Origin of the sequence: Paenibacillus sp., assembly GCF_035645195.1 — a bacterium.
Classification (GTDB): Bacteria; Bacillota; Bacilli; order Paenibacillales; family YIM-B00363; genus Paenibacillus_AE.
On the sequence record NZ_DASQNA010000034.1, the window covers coordinates 19,543 to 36,323 of the forward strand.

Genomic DNA, 16,781 nt, shown 5'->3' on the forward strand with positions numbered 1-16,781 from the left:
CCGCGACGGCTTCGTGATCTGTCCTTTATTCCATGTTCGCGACCAAATAGCGGCCTTGTTCTTCGCTCCACTTGAGCGTGTATTTCACGTTGTCCTTCGTCGTGACCGCGAAGCCGTCCGCCTTGGACCCTTCGATCGTTAGATCCGCCGGCGCGACGCCGACGACGGAGGACGTGAAGAACGGCTCCGCGTTGACGACGACGCCCGCGTCGGTCGCCGGAGCGCTGATGTAGTGCGCGATGATGCGGTCCGCCACCGCGGGCTCGAAATAGCCGAGCAGCAGCTCTTTCGCCGCTTCCGGCGTCCCCGTCGTCGCGTTCAGGAGCGGCGTGCCGTCTTCCGCGGCATCGTGGTGGAACAACGTATTGACTTTATCTTCCGCGATCGCGATTGCGTTGACGGCTTTCTGCCGCTCGAGCTCGGCGTCTTCCGCCGGCGCTTCCTCCGCAGGCTGCTCCGACGCGGCCCCTTCCGCCGCAGGCGCTTCCGCTGCCGGCGCCGCCTCCGTCGCCTCGCCGCCACCGTTCGAGCATCCCGCCGCAAGGATCGCCATCGTCAGCGCGAACAATCCGATCGCTGCTTTTTTCATCATCTTTTCTCCATCCCCTTCGATAATGTACCATATACATCAAACCCGATGTTATGGTTTTATATTCGTCGAACTTATAGCCCGAACTTTTTTATTATAAAACCGAAAACCAGAAATTACAATAGATGTCACCTTCGTCTTGCCTTTGGTTTTGCGTAGGAAAGGGTCGCATTTTGCGAACTTTTGGAAACCGACGTTTTCCTGAACGTTTCTCTCGATTTGAAATTGATCGAACCGCATGATTCGTTTATGATAAGGTCATTACCAAAGGAGGCGAACGCATGACGTATCGCGTTCAGTTCGAATATTCGCCGGTTTACGAGCTGCTGTTAAGCTTTATGATATACAGCCGCCGCAAATGGACGCGCAACCTGGAGATCGGAAGCTCCTGGCTGAAGGAGACGGACGAGCTGTTCGGTCCCCGGCGCAAAGCGGAAAGCGGCGCTCTCACGGAAGATACGTTCGACCGCTTGTTCCTGCTCGCTTACCTCAGCCCGAGCAAGCAGGACGTTCCCTCGTACCTCGATTGGCTGTCGTCGCTTAGCCCCGGCCAGCTGTACGAGCTGCTGTCGCCGCAGGCGCTCGGCTCCTTGCCCAGCGATTTGGGCGAGGACATGGAACGGTCCGTCACGCTGCTGCGGGCGTGGAACGAGCTGTACTTCCGCAGCTTCCAGGCGGAATGGGAGCCGACGGCGCTCGCCAGCCTCGCCGAGAAGCAAGCTGCCGCAGTGCCGGATCCGGTGGCGCAGGTGGAGCTCGCGACGGGCGGGCTCGTGATGGAGCCGAACGACCGGATCGCGACAATGATCCTCGTTCCCGCGCAGCATTTCCGCCCGTTGAATCTGTACGCCATTTACCGGTCGCTCGCGATTATTTTGTACCCCGTCGACCCGCCGGCGCTGCCGGACGCGCCGCCGACGACGGTGCTTCGCGCCACGCGGGCGCTGTCGGACGAAAGCCGGCTGCGCATTTTGCGCTTCCTCGCGCCTTCCCCGCGCAGCTTTACGGAAGTGGTCGCGTTCTCCGGCCTCTCGAAGGGCACCGTCCACCATCATATGATGGCGCTCCGTTCCGCCGGACTCATCCGCACGCATTTGATCGGCGAGCAGTACCAGCAGGAGCGGTTCAGCATCCGGCTCGACGGCGTCGAGGAATGCACCGATGCGCTCAAGTCCTATATGAAATAAGCAGATCGACAAAAAGCCGCACGGCGGATCCGCCGCTCCGAGAAGGAGCGGGCCGGATTCCGCCGTGCGGCTTTTTCGAGCCGGTCGGCTATCTTTATCGCAAATCGTTCGGAATGCGCCGCGCGACGCCCGTCGCGATCGCCGCTTCGGCGACGGCGCGGCTGACGCGGTCGACGACCTTGTCGTTGAACGTGCTCGGGATGATGTACATCTCGTTCAGCTCGTCCTCGGAGACGACCGACGCGATCGCGCGCGCCGCGGCCAGCTTCATCTCCTCGTTGATCGTCGTCGCGCGGCAGTCGAGCGCGCCGCGGAACATGCCCGGAAAGCAGAGCACGTTGTTGATCTGATTCGGATAGTCGCCTCGGCCGGTCGCCATAATGCGCACGTGCGGCTCCGCGACCTCCGGCAAAATTTCCGGCTCCGGATTCGCCATCGCGAATACGATCGGATCCCGCGCCATCGACTTCACGTCTTCCACCGTCAGGACGCCAGGACGCGAAACGCCGATGAATACGTCCGCGCCTCGAATGACGTCGGAGACGCCGCCCTCGAGCCGGTTCGGGTTCGTCCGCTCCGCGAGCCAATTCCAATTGTCGTTGTCGTACGTCACGCCCGGCACGAGCGCGCCCATGCGATCGACGCAAATCAGCTCGCCGATGCCGGCGGACAGCAAAATTTTCGAGCATGCCGTCCCCGCCGCTCCGCAGCCGACGAGCACCGCCTTCACCTTCTCCATCGGTTTGTCCACGATGCGGAGCGCGTTCAGCAGCCCCGCCAGCATGACGACGGCCGTGCCGTGCTGGTCGTCGTGGAAGACGGGAATGTCGAGCTCCGCCTTCAGCCGCTCCTCGATTTCGAAGCATCGCGGCGAAGCGATGTCCTCGAGGTTGATGCCGCCGAAGCCCGGCGCGATCGCTTTGATCGTCCGGATGATTTCTTCCGTATCTTTGGTGTCGAGGCAAATCGGGAACGCGTCGACGCCGGCGAGCTGCTTGAACAGCATCGCCTTGCCCTCCATGACCGGCATCGCCGCGTGCGGGCCGATGTCGCCGAGCCCGAGCACCGCCGTGCCGTCGGAGACGACCGCGACCGTGTTGCGTTTGATCGTCAGCGTATGCGCCTTGCCCGGATCCTTGTGGATCGCCATGCACACGCGCGCCACGCCGGGCGTGTAGACGCGGGACAGATCGTCCCGGTTCGTGATGCGCACCCTCGGCTGCGTTTCGATTTTGCCGCCGAGATGGACGAGGAACGTCCGGTCCGAGACGTTGATGACGCGAACGCCTTCCAGCGCCGACACCGCCTCGACCAGCCGCTCGTTGTCCGCGTCGGAGACGTTGACGGTAATGTCCCGAATCGTCGTCTCTTTCGCCGCCCGGATGACGTCGATCGCCACGACGTCGCCCCCGGCGTTCGCGATTTCCGAAATCACTTGCCCGAACCCGACCTTCGTTTTATCCATTTCGATCCGCATGATGACGCTCGTTCCGATTGCCATGCCGTAAGCACCGCCTTTACGAAAGAATGAACGTTTCCACCACTTGCTTGACGCCTTCCTCGTTGTTGCTCGCCGTAATGTAGTCGGCGATGAGCTTGAGCGGCTCGACCGCGTTCGCCATCGCGACGCCGAGCCCCGCCGCCTCGATCATCTCGCGATCGTTCCACGAATCGCCGACCGCGATCGTCTCCTCGCGCGGAATGCCGAAGTGCGCCGCCAAATGAAGCAGCGCATGCCCCTTCGTCGCCTCCGGATGCACGATTTCCATGAAGTTCGGCTTCGACTTCGTGATATGCGCCCGATCCCCGAGCCGTTCCGCCAGCAGCGGGATGAGCGCGTCGAGCTTCGCCGGCTCGTCGATGACGAGCAGCTTCGTCGAGCCGCGCCGCGCGACCGCGCGGAAATCGTCCGCGATCTCGTAAGGCACGTTCGAAAGCCGCGAATACGCGCGCACCTTCTCGTTGTCCTCCGGCGCGAGCAGCTTGTCGGCTTCGTACGCTTGCAGATGAAGCCCGTGCTCCTCCGCGAACGCGATCACCTCGAGCGCGGCGTCCGCCGGCACCGGCCGCTCGTACAGCACTTTGCCGTCGATCAAATTTTTGATCAGCGCGCCTTGATACGTAATGATCGGCACGTTCAGCTCGAGCTGGCTCGCGATGCGCACCGCGGACGCGTACATCCGGCCGGTCGCCAGCGTCACGACGCATCCCTGCTCCACCGCCTGCGCGAGCGCGCGCTTCGTGCCCTCCGTCACCTTGAGCTCGTCGTTCAGCAGCGTGTCGTCCACGTCGATCGCGATCAACCGGTACCGTCTTCCCGCTGCGTTGCCTGCTTTGTTCTCCACTCTGTCGGCTCCTCCTTGCGCAGGATGCATTCTATTTTCTGCCGAAGTCGGCTTTGACTTCGCCCCACGCTTCCGTGTCCCATTTCATAATCTTGTTCGAATACGAATTCGCCGCGAGCCACGCCATCGCCCGGTCGACCCGCCGCCACATGTCCTCCGTCGACGCATCCCGCGCCAGCGTCGTCGCCACGCGCTTATCCCGCACCCACTTGATCGCCGTTTGGGAATCGCTGTAGATCGCCTTGTCGCTGCCCCGCTGCTTCAAGTACGCGAGACCGTGCACGATCGCCAGAAACTCGCCGAGATTGTTCGTTCCTTTCGGGATCGGCCCTTGATGGAACAGCCGCTCCCCCGTCGCCGTGTCTACGCCTTGGTATTCCACGACGCCCGGATTGCCGCTCGACGCCGCGTCGACGCAGATGCTGTTGCGATCGTAATCGCCCGCGGGCGCTTTCGGCCCTTTCTTCGCTGCGGCGCCCCCGCCCGCTCCGGCGGCGGCGAACGCTTTTTTGAATCCCTGCTCGTACGCTTTCTCCGCTTCCGCGCGGGTCGGATAGGACTTGTACTTCGCCCCCGGCACGCCGTCCACTTGCGCCTTGCAGTCGTTCCAGTTCGTATAAATGCCCGGCGTTTTGCCGACCCATACGACGTACCATTTCGAATTCGACATACGCTGTAATCACCAAAAGTAATTTTACCATACATTCGCTTCCGGAACATACGTTGAAAGCGGGGTCGTTCCAAGGAGAGACGGCGTTCCGGACAAAACGAAAGCGCCCCCTCGCCGGACGGCGAAGGAGCGCCTGTGCATGTTATTGCCGTTTCAAATAGGCGAGATCTTCGAGCAAATGCGCGGCGAACGCGGCGTCGAGCTGCTTCCCGGCGAGCGCCGCCGCTTCGTTCTCCAGCGCCTCGAGCGCGCGGCTCCGTTCCGCCGCGCCGCCGTCCCGCGCTCGCTCCGCTTTCGCGAGCAAGCTGTTCAGGACGCCCTCGTTCGCGATCCACCCTCGCTCGAACGCGGCGAGTAGCGCTTCGTCGAGCGCCTCTGCGTCCGTCGTCACCGTCAGCGCGAATCGCCGCTCCGCCGCGTTGCCCGCAACGTCCGCCGCAACGACGACGATCTCGTGCTCTCCGAGCGGCAGCGCGTACGGCTCGATCGCGATCGGCAGCGCGACCTCCGTCCCGTCGAGCGCCGCCGTCGCCCCGGCCGGGCCGCTCAGCGCGTCCGTTACGAGGAACGAGAGGCTCGCGCTCTCGTGACGGTACACGACCAGCGTCACGCTCGGTTCGACGACCGGCCCGGTCCGATCGATGCGCACCTCCGCCGTCCGCTCGGCCTCTTGGTTCCCCGCCGCGTCTACGCTGTAATAACGGAGCGCGTGAACGCCGTCCCCGTCGATGACGACCTCATTGCCTTCCACGAACGGCCCGCCGTCGACGCTATAGAACGTCGTCGTCTCGGAGCCTTCGGCGTCGACCGCATGGAACCGGACCGTCTGGGCCTCGGTTTGCCACCCTTCCTTCGCGTCCGCCGTCGTAACGGGCGGCGTCTCGTCCGCGGGCGCGCCGAGCGTCTTCACCGTGACGCCGTCGGAAAGAGCGGATTCGCCGCGGGCGTTCGCAGCCCGCACGTAGTACGTATACTCCGTGCCTGGCTCGACCGTCCGGTCATAGAACGTATCCACCTTCGCGTATCCGACGTACCGCAGCGGTTCCTCCTCGGATTCGCGGTAAATGTTGTACTGCGTCGAGGCGCCGTGGGACGTCCAGATGAGCCCGACGAACGTCTCGCCCGCCAGCCCGACGACGAGCCCGGTCGGCTGCGCCGGCAGCGGCATGTCGATCGACACCGCCTCGGACGGCGCCGATTCGCCCATTTCGTTCACGGCGGTCACATGGTAGCTGTACCCCGTCCGGCCCGCGCTGATGCCGTCGTCGACGAAGGACGCCGTCCGTACGGTTCCGACCTTCGTATAGCCGCCTTCCTCGTACCCTTTGCGGTAGACGTTGTACGATTCCGCTTCCGGCACCGCATTCCACGACAGCTCGAACGCGGACGTCGTCGCCGATTCGGAGGCGAGACCCGCCGGCGGCGCCGGGAACGCGACCGGCGGCTTCGTCGTCGCCGGAATCGAATCCGAAGGCGCCGATTCCCCGCCGGCTCCCATCGCCGTCACGCGGTAGAAATACGCCGTCTCCGGCATTACGGTCTTATCGGTGTATATCCCGTTGAAATCGACCCCGATCGGGACGTACGGTCCGTCGGGATGCTCCGCTCGATATACCCGGTAAGCGATGACGCCCTCGCTCGCCGCCGGCCATCGCAAGGAGACGAACAGGCTGCCGGCCGCCTCCGCTTCGAGCCCGGCGGGCGCCTCCGGCGGCGGTACGGACGGATCGTACGTCGGCAGCTCGACGGCGCCGGACGCCGCCGATTCGCCCCCGTCGTTGACGGCGGTCACGATGTACCGGTACGTCACTCCCCGGACGACGGACGTATCCGTAAATTGCGGCGCTTCGGAGCTGCCGACGACTTTCGGAATCGCATCCAGCGTCGAGGAGCGGTACACCAAATACGCATCCGCCCCTTCGGCCGGCGTCCATGCCAGCTCCGCCGCGCCGCCGTCCGCGTCGAACGCGGCGGTGACCGTCTCGGGCGCCGCGGACGGCGGCGGGGTCTCGGGGCTTGCCGGCTTCACGACGACGAAGTAGTTCATCCGGGACGAGTTGTGGTTCGGCCCCATGACGACATGCGAGCCCGCTTCGAACCGGCGCTTAAACAACTGAAACTGCACCGGCTGGCTGTCGACGATAACCTCTCCCGTGTTCTCGTAAGCGGACGTCAGCCACTGCGGCTTCGTCGTAATTCTCGCGTCGTGCGCGACGTACACGTCCGCGTCGGCGGCCAAGTGGAACGACACGACATCCGGGTTCGAGGCGCTGCGCGAGCCGACCGCCGAGCGAATCCACTCCGTGCCGAGCAGCTCGCTCGGAATCGTTACGAATCGGTACGCCCGATCCCCGGTCATCCGATCGCCCGCCACGAAGTCGCCGACCTGCAAATTCGATTGGACCGACCAATGCTTCTCGTTGGCGTCGCCGCTGCCGCTGTTGTCGTTCACGACGACGTTCCGCAGCAGTTCGCCGTCCATGCTCGGCACCGGCTCGGGCTCGGGCGCCGGCGCGGGCACGACCGGCGGAACGAACGGATCGCCGTCCCACGGCACAGGCGTCATCGGATACCCCGCCGGGAAGCCCGGCGCCGCCAGTGCGTTCAAATACTCCTCCAAATTGGTGTACCCGTCCCCGTCGGCGTCGCCGTTCCGGTCCGCGGCGTCGTTCGGGTCGAGGCCCTGCGACAGCTCCCATGCGTCCGGCATGCCGTCGCGGTCCGTATCGGCCGGCGCCGTCGCCCGCGGCAGCTCCGGAAACCCGCCGACGTCGTTCTCATGGCCGATGATCGCGCCCGTTTGGGTTCTGACGCTGTCGACGATGCGGACGTCTACGGCATCCCGCGCGAGCGAAGCGCCCGCATGATCCAGGATATATTCGTAAGCGGCCTCCGGCTCCTGCGTGTGCACCGGCGGGTATTCGAAGCGCTCCGGCACAAGTACGCTAGGGCGCTCCGCCTCCATCATGCCGGCGCCGGTGTCCGTACCGTCCAACACGCCGTTCTTGTTGCTGTCGATCCGGTTGTTGTCGAGGTACAAGCTGTAGTTTTCATTGCCGCGGACGACCGCGTACTGCGGATTGGCGGAGTTGATGCCGGCGATGAAGTAGTTGCCTACGACGTTCCCGTACCCCTTCGTCCCCGATTCGCCGCCCGCCACGTACGGGTAGCCGCCCCAGTTGTACACGATGTTGTTGACGAAGTCGATTTGCCCCTTCGTCTTCGGATTCCGGTCGTTGTTGTGGGCGTACAAGTTGTGGTGCATCGTGATCGTGTTCATCTCGATCAAGCCGCCCATGGAGTGCGTAAGCAGCCCCTCCGCGATGACCGACCACTGCACCGTAATGTTTTTCGACAAGGGCCGCTCGTAATCTTTGCTTTTCACCGACAGCACTTCGTCCGTTCCCCAAGAGAACGACGAATGGTCGACGATGACGTTCTGGCAGTCTTCGAAGTACATCGTGTCGTCGTTGAACGACTGGGTCCCGAGCCGGAAGCGCAAATACCGAATGACGATATCTTGGCAGTTGATAAACCGGATGTTGTTGCCCCGAATCGTCACCCCTTCCCCGGGCGCCGTCTGGCCTGCGATCGTTATGTTCGATTTGTTCCGGACGATAATTTGCGGAATCGTAATGTCGCCCGAAATGTCGAACACGATCGTGCGCGGCACGGAGCCCGCGGTCGTCAGCGCATCATGGAACGTGCCGGGACCGGTCAGCTCGTAGCTTGTGACATGATATACCTCTCCGCCCCGGCCGCCCTTGGCCGCGTAACCGAACCCTTCCGCCCCGGGGAACGCCGGCAGCGCGTCGTAGCCCGCTCGCGAGACGGACGGCGACAGCGGAAATAATGACCCGCATAACGCCAACGTCAACAAGATCAGGAAAAACTTTTTCATTATGCACCTCCGTTATCGATTCGTCGTCTTCGTGGATCTCCTTCGCCATCATTTCGCAACCGCTTTCATAAGACTGTCCGTCTCCCTGCTCCGCCCATCGCCTCCTCCCGCTCGGCACATACCGTCATCCTACCTTCGCGCCGGAATCGGGGGCAATCGTTCGATGTTCCAGACGATGCGCAATTTTGCCGCTCCGCTCGCTCGAGGCGCTCGTTCGCGGATCGGTTCGTCCGCTGGCGCATCGGCTCATTGCCGGCCGTCGCGGCGCGATTGCGATATCGCAACCTCCCGCACCATCGATCCGTCAATGGGTGATGACGAATGGAGGCGGTGTCATCCCGGAAAATTAAAAAAAGCGGAACTCGCGCGCGTTCGCGCGGTTCCGCTTTGTCGCATCAATACATTCGGCCGTGCACCTGCTGATCCACCGACGCTTGCAGGCGGACGAGCTGCATCAGGAGGCTCGCCGCTTCGGCGCGAGTTACCTCCCGGTCCGGCTCCCACCGGCCGTTCTCATGGATCGGCAGCAGTTCGAGCTTGACGGCGAGCGCCGCCGCCCCCGGGTGCTCGATTTGCCGGAAATCCCGGGCTTCGGCGATCTGCGGGTCGTCTCGCAGCAGCTCCGCCAAGCGATCATAGCGAAGGACGCGCGCCGCCCATATCGCCAGTTCTTCCCGCGTCACCGCTTGATCCGGACCGAACGCCGAGTCTCTCTTCTTGTCGAACTTGATCCATCGCATTTGGGCAAGCACCCTAAGCGCCCTGTGCAGCGAATCGTCGACGGGAACGTCCGCATAATACGGCTTGGGCTCCATCTCATTCGGACTGTAATAATATGCCTCGTTCAAGGAGTGCGGCTCGACAGCCGCCGCGAGCCATCGAGCCCATTGCGCGCGCGTGATGACGGCGTTCGGATTCGCGCGGCCTTCCTCGTCCGTGTCCAGCACTCGGAATTGCGCCAGCGTCCGGAATTGTTCCTCGGCGGCATGGCCTTCGATGTCGGTCGGGACGACCGGCTCGTTCGCGGGGAACGGCGCCGCATAGCCCAACGTCACCCATTCGCCGGTCGCCGCGTCGAGCGCGAGAGCCGATCCGCCCTCTTTCCACTGATGGCGGTACGTCAGCCGCGTCGTTTCTTCGACGCGCTCGCCGTTGTCCACGTAAAATCCGCCGAATCGTTCGTATTGCAGACGGAAATCGGAGCGCTCGAGCCAAAGCCGTTCCGCTTCGGCCTTGCCGACGGACGCCTCCTTCGGAAGCTCGGAAGACTCGACCGCCCCGGCGCTCCACACCAAGTACGATTCCGGTTCCCCGTCTTTGCCGAGCGTCACTCGTACGCTGTGGTCCTGCAGCGGATACCCGTTATAGAACGGCTGGTAAACGAACAAATAGCCGTCCGTCGCCGGCTGCGGCTCGTTCGGCAGCGCGCTCGCGATCCGCTTCAGCGTTCGCTTCGCGTCCGGATACAGCTTTGCGACGAGATCGTCCGCTTTGCGGCGCGCTTCCGCTTCGGAGATCGGCTCACCCGCGGCTTCCTCGGCTTCGGACGGACCGGCGAACGGCGGGTACATCTCCTTCCGAACCTCGTAGATTTGCCCCGTCGCCGCGTCAACTGATGCCGTCAAGCCGGGCGGAAACCCGAACGGAGGGGCGTCTTTCTGCCTCCAATGCAGCCGCCACACCGGTTTCCCCGACGCATAATCGTTCTGGAGGACATGCTGTTCCAAGGAATAGTTGTCCGGGATCCCGAACGCCGACGCGACGATCGCCGACGCCCGCTGCTGCGTAATCGTTGCTCCGGACGGCTTCTCCGGCTGAAAGCCGCCGCCCCCGGCGGACGCGATCTCCTCGTATTGAACGGAGGCGGAGTCTTCTTGGAGCGGCTTGCCGTCGAAGCCGAGCCACTCGCCCGTGATCGCATCCATCACGCCCGAATGCGCCGGCGAAGGCGTCCAGGCAAGCACCCATTTCGGCGTTTGACCGTGCCGATTCACGTTCACATAAGCCAGCTGCAGCTCCAACCGTTCCTTGTAAGCATCCGCAGCCTTTTCCTTCGCGATCGGGTCGTTCGCCTCCGGCAAACCGCCCGGGATCGGGCGGTACGACAGATGGGTGACGTTCCCGTTGCCGTCGATGCTGACATGGACCGCGTTGAACGGCATCGGAATGCCGTTATGCTCCGTTTCGAACGTGAACGAGTATCGGAACGGTCCGAACAAAGCTCCTTCGTACGGGGGGGCGTTGTTCGCTGTCAGCTTGGCTCCTTGCAGCGAGGGGACGGCTTTCGCGATCAGCCTCTCGGCCGCCTTCCGCGCTTGCTCCCGGCTCACCTTGGGCGGATAGTACGCCGGTTCCCCGAACATGAATTCCGGAATGTACGCCGAAATGACGTCGCCGGTCATCGCGTCGATCTCCGTGGAAAACCCGTGGGAGCTGCGGCCGTCTTCGCTCGTCACCGTCCATTGCAGGCTCCATACGGCTTCGCTCGCCGGCGGATAGCTGTTGCCGCCGAAAGTGATCTGATCGAGTTTGGCTTCCCGCAGCAGGGGGAACAGCTGCTTGAACCGCGCCTCCGCTTCCTCGCGGGTAATGTTCGCAGCTCTCTCCGTTGTCATCGGCGCCGCGGTCGAAGCCGCGTTCGGCACGTTCGCCGGGCTCGGCACAGTGCCCGCGCTCGCTCCGGCCGAAGCGCCGGCGCTCGACTCCGCCGCCCAAGCGGGGACGGCGACCCCCACCGCCATCGACAGCGTCAATACGCCCGCCGCAGCCGTTTGGATTCGCTTCAATCGTTTATGCTGGTTTCCCATGTTCGTCCTCCTCGGGAAAATGGATTCCACTAGGTTCTACGTACAGAAAACTGGAAAGGTTTCCCTTCAATGGAGAAATAGTTCCATCGTCGCAGTCGATTCGGGCGGCGATGACGAGCCGGGTAACCGAAAATCGGCGGCAGCCTCGGGCGTTTTCGCCCTGGACTGCCGCCGCTTCGTTGATGCGCATCGATTCAATCGCCTCTAAGCATCCTCTTCGGGCCGCACGATCGTCAGCCCCTCCACGTGCCGTTTGCTCATCAGCTTTTTCTTCTTCCGATTCTCTTTCGTGTCGAACACGATGTCGAAATCGTAATCGTCCGGGTACAGCTCCGCCTTCGCGATATGCAGCTTAAGCCGCTTATGATTGAATCGCAGCTTCTGCTTCTGCACGAGAACTCCGACGTCGCCGGTCCGGTCGGCGGCGGCGTACACGATCCCATACTTGTCGAGCGACGGGATGTAGACGCAATCGCCCGCTTCGAGCGTCGCGAACGCCTCGGCCGGCGTCTCCGCCGGCGCCGCCGGCCGCGCGCTCGCCGCGGCTTTCGCGAACGCCGGCAGGTCGAGCGCCGGCTCGAAGCCGGACGCGCCGGCGTCCCCCCGCCGCGCCGCCTCCGTCAGCTCGCGGGAGCGGACGAGCACGCGCGCCGGCATGCCGAGCTTGCTTGCGATCGCGAACGCGTAGCTGTGCCCCGCCTCGCCGATGCGCAGCCGGTACAGCGGCTCCAGCGTCTCGGCGTCGAATTCCATCCGCGCGTTCTCGAAGCCGGGCGCCGCCGCCGCGAACCGCTTGATCTCGTTGAAATGCGTCGTCGCCACGACCGTAGCGCCCTTCCGGTACAACTCCTCCAGCACCGCGACGGAGAGGCCTACCCCCTCGGTCGGATCGGTGCCGGACGCCATCTCGTCGATGAGCGCCAGCGTCGAGCCGTTCGCCGTCCGCAGCAGCTCGACGAGATGCTTCACGTGCGCGGAGAACGTGCTGAGCGACTGCTCGAGCGACTGCCCGTCGCCGATGTCGGCGGCCACGTGCTGGAAGACGGCGAACTCGCTCCCGGGCTCGACCGGCACCGGCACGCCCGATTGCACGAGCAGCGTCAGCAGGCCGATCGTCTTCAGCGCGACCGTCTTGCCGCCGGTGTTCGGCCCGGTGATGACGAGCGCGCGGTAATCGCGGCCGATCGCGAAGTCGAGCGGCACCATGCCGCGGCCGAGCAGCGGATGCCGCGCGCCGCGCGCGTCGATGACGCCGGCGTCGTTCACGCGGACCGGCACGCCGTCGATCGCCAGCGCGTACTTCGCCTTCGCGAACAAGAAATCGTACGCGCCGACCGCCTCCGCGTTCAGCCGCAGCTCCGACTCGTGTTCCTCGACGAGGCCGGTCAGCATCGCGAGCACCTTCGTCTCCTCTCGCGCCTCCTCCGCCCGGAGATCGCCGAGCTCGAACTGCAGCGCGCCGAGCTCCGCCGGCTCGACGTACACCGTCTGCCCGCTCGCGGACTCGTCGAGCACCGCTCCCTGCACCTGGCGGCGGTGCTCCTTCTTGATCGGCAGCACGTACCGGTTGCCGCGCTTGCTGACCAGCGCCTCCTGCAGATAGCTCTTATATTTCGTCATCAGCGCGTCGATCCGCTTGCGCATCTTCTCCTCCGCCGCCGCGATTTTCCGGCGGATTTTCGCGAGCTCGCCGCTCGCCGCGTCCTCCACGCGCCCGTGGCGAATGCAGCGTTCGATTTCCCGGCGCAGCCCGTCGAGGTCGTACAGCGAGTTCGCGTACGACGTCACCCGCGGCGCGGCCGCCCGCTTGCCGTCCATATATTTGCGCAGCTGGCCGCAGCTCGCCGCGAACGTGCCGATCGCGGCGAGCTCCGCCTCGGTGAAGACGTACCCTTTCCCGATCAGCGGAAAAATCGTCTCCATGCCGGTAAGCGACGGCAGCGGCACGTTCGCGCCGTGCTTCAGCAGCTCCGCCGCCTCGGCGGCTTCCTCCAGCAGCGACCGCACCGCGCCGACCTCCGTCAGCGGCGTCAAGCGCCGCACCCGCTCCTTGCCCAAATACGTAGCCGCGTACTCGAGCAGCCGTTCTTTCACTTGCGTATATTCCAATCGTTGCATCGTCATTTCGTTCACGGGGATCTCTCCTTATTTTGGGGGAAAATGAAAAAAGGCAAAGCGCGTCGAAAGAATCAACGCAGCTTTGCCTTGTCGTCCGGCGCCCCTTCGGATCCGGACCGATGCGGCGCCCGCCGAAAAAATCGGCGCGGCACCGGGTCGAAGGATTCGCCGATGGCGTAGGTTCAACGTTCCGCGTGTTCTTAACTGATCGAGGAGTCGCGGGAACGAAGCGCAGAAAACCGAAGCTTTGCCGGATCGACAAAGCCCTCGAACGCTCGTTCGGGCTAATCCTCTATTCAATTGCTCAGTTAAGAACCCCTGCAGACATCAAAATCGCTCCCAAAATAAGTTAATTCTCATCCTACCCGCTCCTCCGCCGATTGTCAAGCGGCCGCTTCAACGCCGTCGGGCGGCGAAGCCGGGAAGCGCGACGGCGATCGCGGAACCGTATAGTCACGCAGAGCACTAGGCGCCGACGGCGTAGGTTCGAAAAACATGATACAATAGGAGGCAGAGAAACGGGAGGATTAACCGACATGAACGTAGCTTTCTTCTTGCTGCCCAAGACGGATGTCATTACGCTGACGCCGAACCATACGATGCGGCAGGCGCTCGAGCGAATGGACCGGCACGGGTACACCGCGGTGCCGCTCGTCGATGACAACGGGCGCTACGCCGGCACGATCACCGAGGGCGATTTGTTGTTCAAAATGAAAAATACGCCCGATCTGAAATTTTCGGAAACGCACCGCATTCCGCTCAGCGACGTGCCTCAGCGCCGCAACGTCGTGCCGGTTCGCATCAACGCGCAGATGGAAGATTTGATCAAGCTCGCCGTATCCCAAAACTTCGTCCCCGTCATTGACGACATGGATGTATTCATCGGCATCATTCGCCGCAGCGACATTATAGAGTACTGTTATAGCAAAATGCCCGGCAGAGCGAACATAGGACAACATTCGACAGAATAGGCTGATTAATAACTATCTTAGAGGAGGTGGATCCGTCCTCGCGGATACCGACGCGCGCGGACGGAGACGCGAGTGGAGCCTGCCCCGTTACCCTTGTGGTCCGGTTTGACGCTGATCGTGCTGCTGGTTTTTCTGAACGGCTTTTTCGTCGCCGCGGAATTCGCCATCGTGAAAGTGCGCGGTTCGCGGCTCGACGCGCTCGCGCAGCAAGGACACCGGCGCGCCGGCATCGCCAGGCGGCTTACGCTTCATCTAGACGCTTATTTATCGGCATGCCAGCTCGGCATTACGCTCGCCTCGCTCGGTCTCGGCTGGGTCGGCGAGCCGACGATCGCCGTCTGGCTCGAATCGACGTTCGAAGGACGCATTCCGGAGCCGTTGCTCCATCCGCTCGCCTTCGCCATCGCGTTCTCCCTCATCACCGTCCTGCACATCGTTCTCGGCGAGCTGACGCCCAAGTCGCTGGCGATCCGCAAATCCGAGGGCGTCGCGTTGTGGGCGGCGTGGCCGCTCGACCTGTTTTACCGCCTCATGTATCCGTTCATCTGGCTCCTCAACGGGCTCGCGAACCGGCTGCTCCGCTGGATCGGCATCGAGCCGGCGCAGGAGAGCGAATCGGCTCACACCGAAGAAGAAATCCGCATCCTGGTGAAAGAAAGCAACAAAAGCGGCCATATCGATAACACGGAGCTGACGCTCGTCCACAACGTGTTCGATTTCGCGGATACGACCGCGCGCGAAATCATGATTCCCCGGACGGAAATGACGTGCTTATACGCCGACCGGCCGTTCCAGGACAACATGCGCATCGTCATCGAAGCGAAGCATACCCGCTACCCCGTCTGCGTCGGGGACAAAGACCATATCATCGGCATGATCCATATCAAAGATTTGCTCGACACGGGCGGCGCCTCCGATCTGCGGCCGTTCGTCCGCCCGATCATGAAGGTGCCGGAATCGATGCCGATTTCGCAGCTGATGAAGGTGCTGCAGCGCAAGCGGTCGTACATGGCGCTCTTGATCGATGAATACGGCGGCACGGCCGGAATGGTGACGTTCGAGGACATTATCGAAGAGCTCGTCGGCGAGGTGCACGACGAATTCGACGAGGAGCGCCCCTCGATCGAGAAGCGCGACGACGACACGTTTTCGATCGACGGCCTGCTCTTGATCGAGGACGTGAACGAATATTTCGCCGTCTCTATCGACAACGACGTGTACGACACGATCGGCGGCTGGATGTACGCCAATGTCGAAAGCCCGCCGCGCGCGAACCAGAAGGTAATCGTCGGCGATTTGGAATTTATCGTCGAGGAGACCGAGAATCTCCGCGTCTCGCGCATTCTCGTGCAAAAGCGCCGCGTCGAGCCGCTGCGCGCGTTGGGCGTCGGATAAACAGGAAGGGACCCGGAACGGCTGCGGCCGTTCCGGGTCCCTTCGCATTTCAGCTGTGAAGCACCTTGTCGACGATGCCGTACGCCAGCGCTTCTTCGGCGCTCATGTAGAAATCGCGGTCGGTATCGCGCGCGACGCGCTCGATCGGCTGCCCCGTCGCCTCCGCGATAATCGCGTTGACGCGTTCCCGCGTCCGCAGAATGTGGTCGGCGTGTATTTTAATGTCCGACGCCTGCCCGCGCGCTCCCCCGAGCGGCTGGTGCAGCATCACCTCGGCGTGCGGCAGCGCGTAGCGCTTCCCCTTCGCGCCGGCGAGCAGCAGCAGCGCGCCGAACGACGCCGCCATGCCGATGCAGATCGTCGACACGTCGGGCTTGATGTGGCGCATCGTGTCCAAGATGGCCATGCCGGCCGAAATGCTGCCCCCGGGCGAATTGATGTACAAGTGAATATCCTTCTCCGCGTCTTCCGCCGCCAAGAACAGCAGCTGCGCGACGATCGCGTTCGCCGACGAATCGTCCACCTCGGTTCCGAGGAAGACGATTCGGTCCTTAAGCAGCCGCGAATAAATGTCGTACGACCGCTCTCCGCGGTTCGTTTGCTCGACGACGACAGGCACGTAAGCCATAGCCGGCACTCTCCTTTCGAATGCAGCGCATGCTATGCCGCGATCGCGTCTCCTTCGCGGAGCGAGACGACGCGAACGGTACGGCCGGCGCGCAGCGCCGCGGCGGAGGCGCCGCCGGCGGCGGCGAAGCCCGCGAGGCGGACGGCGGGCGCGGCGGCGCGGGCCGGCGG

Annotated in this window: 12 protein-coding genes; 3 read left to right on the plus strand and 9 right to left on the minus strand. The window is 63.4% G+C overall.

From position 1 onward, the window contains the following. Positions 1-25: 25 nt before the first annotated feature. The gene (locus tag VE009_RS18665) at positions 26-592 is read right to left on the minus strand and encodes a hypothetical protein (protein ID WP_325010206.1); all 567 of its coding nucleotides are present in this window, start codon (positions 590-592) and stop codon (positions 26-28) included. A 278-nt stretch (positions 593-870) separates the two neighbouring features. On the opposite strand from VE009_RS18665, the gene VE009_RS18670 reads away from it, so the two are divergent. Next, positions 871-1,776 (plus strand): winged helix-turn-helix domain-containing protein, encoded by a 906-nt coding sequence (locus VE009_RS18670; protein ID WP_325010208.1) that lies wholly within the window; start codon positions 871-873, stop codon positions 1,774-1,776. Between the two features lie 94 nt (positions 1,777-1,870). Here the strand turns inward: VE009_RS18670 and VE009_RS18675 are convergent, their stop codons facing one another. From VE009_RS18675 to VE009_RS18705, 7 genes are all read right to left on the minus strand, one after another. Continuing rightward, positions 1,871-3,277: an NAD-dependent malic enzyme gene (locus VE009_RS18675; RefSeq protein WP_325010210.1), complete on the minus strand. Its 1,407-nt coding sequence runs from the start codon at positions 3,275-3,277 to the stop codon at positions 1,871-1,873. Positions 3,278-3,293: 16 nt separating this feature from the next. Continuing rightward, on the minus strand, positions 3,294-4,121 hold the full coding sequence (locus tag VE009_RS18680; RefSeq protein WP_325010212.1) for a Cof-type HAD-IIB family hydrolase: 828 nt from the start codon (positions 4,119-4,121) through the stop codon (positions 3,294-3,296). A gap of 31 nt (positions 4,122-4,152) precedes the next feature. Further along, positions 4,153-4,791 carry a ribonuclease H gene (gene rnhA, locus VE009_RS18685; RefSeq protein WP_325010214.1) on the minus strand — a complete coding sequence of 213 codons (639 nt, stop codon included), beginning with the start codon at positions 4,789-4,791 and terminating at the stop codon, positions 4,153-4,155. Between the two features lie 142 nt (positions 4,792-4,933). Beyond that, a complete protein-coding gene (locus VE009_RS18690; RefSeq protein ID WP_325010216.1) occupies positions 4,934-8,692 on the minus strand; it encodes an OmpL47-type beta-barrel domain-containing protein in 3,759 nt (1,252 codons plus the stop codon). A gap of 395 nt (positions 8,693-9,087) precedes the next feature. After that, complete coding sequence (locus VE009_RS18695) at positions 9,088-11,499, minus strand: YcdB/YcdC domain-containing protein (protein WP_325010218.1); 2,412 nt, start codon at positions 11,497-11,499, stop codon at positions 9,088-9,090. After that, a complete protein-coding gene (locus VE009_RS18700) occupies positions 11,483-11,689 on the minus strand; it encodes a hypothetical protein (protein ID WP_325010219.1) in 207 nt (68 codons plus the stop codon). The genes VE009_RS18695 and VE009_RS18700 overlap by 17 nt, the downstream gene beginning before the upstream one ends. A gap of 14 nt (positions 11,690-11,703) precedes the next feature. Further along, positions 11,704-13,632 carry an endonuclease MutS2 gene (locus VE009_RS18705; protein ID WP_414694902.1) on the minus strand — a complete coding sequence of 643 codons (1,929 nt, stop codon included), beginning with the start codon at positions 13,630-13,632 and terminating at the stop codon, positions 11,704-11,706. 521 nt (positions 13,633-14,153) lie between these two features. Here VE009_RS18705 and VE009_RS18710 point away from each other — a divergent pair. After that, positions 14,154-14,588 (plus strand): CBS domain-containing protein, encoded by a 435-nt coding sequence (locus VE009_RS18710; protein ID WP_325010221.1) that lies wholly within the window; start codon positions 14,154-14,156, stop codon positions 14,586-14,588. 93 nt (positions 14,589-14,681) lie between these two features. After that, a complete protein-coding gene (locus tag VE009_RS18715; RefSeq protein WP_325010223.1) occupies positions 14,682-15,983 on the plus strand; it encodes a hemolysin family protein in 1,302 nt (433 codons plus the stop codon). 49 nt (positions 15,984-16,032) lie between these two features. Here VE009_RS18715 and clpP read toward each other — a convergent pair whose 3' ends face one another. Then, entirely contained in the window at positions 16,033-16,611 is a 579-nt protein-coding gene (gene clpP / locus VE009_RS18720; protein WP_325010225.1) for an ATP-dependent Clp endopeptidase proteolytic subunit ClpP, read from the minus strand. Positions 16,612-16,781 lie beyond the last annotated feature (170 nt).

Bases quoted from the DNA above. Each gene is read 5' to 3' on its own strand.
- clpP (WP_325010225.1), bottom strand. From the start codon at position 16,611: ATGGCTTACGTGCCTGTCGTCGTCGAGCAAACGAACCGCGGAGAGCGG.
- VE009_RS18695 (WP_325010218.1), bottom strand. From the start codon at position 11,499: ATGGGAAACCAGCATAAACGATTGAAGCGAATCCAAACGGCTGCGGCG.
- VE009_RS18675 (WP_325010210.1), bottom strand. From the start codon at position 3,277: ATGGCAATCGGAACGAGCGTCATCATGCGGATCGAAATGGATAAAACG.
- VE009_RS18690 (WP_325010216.1), bottom strand. From the start codon at position 8,692: ATGAAAAAGTTTTTCCTGATCTTGTTGACGTTGGCGTTATGCGGGTCA.
- rnhA (WP_325010214.1), bottom strand. From the start codon at position 4,791: ATGTCGAATTCGAAATGGTACGTCGTATGGGTCGGCAAAACGCCGGGC.
- VE009_RS18710 (WP_325010221.1), top strand. From the start codon at position 14,154: ATGAACGTAGCTTTCTTCTTGCTGCCCAAGACGGATGTCATTACGCTG.
- VE009_RS18670 (WP_325010208.1), top strand. From the start codon at position 871: ATGACGTATCGCGTTCAGTTCGAATATTCGCCGGTTTACGAGCTGCTG.
- VE009_RS18700 (WP_325010219.1), bottom strand. From the start codon at position 11,689: ATGCGCATCAACGAAGCGGCGGCAGTCCAGGGCGAAAACGCCCGAGGC.
- VE009_RS18665 (WP_325010206.1), bottom strand. From the start codon at position 592: ATGATGAAAAAAGCAGCGATCGGATTGTTCGCGCTGACGATGGCGATC.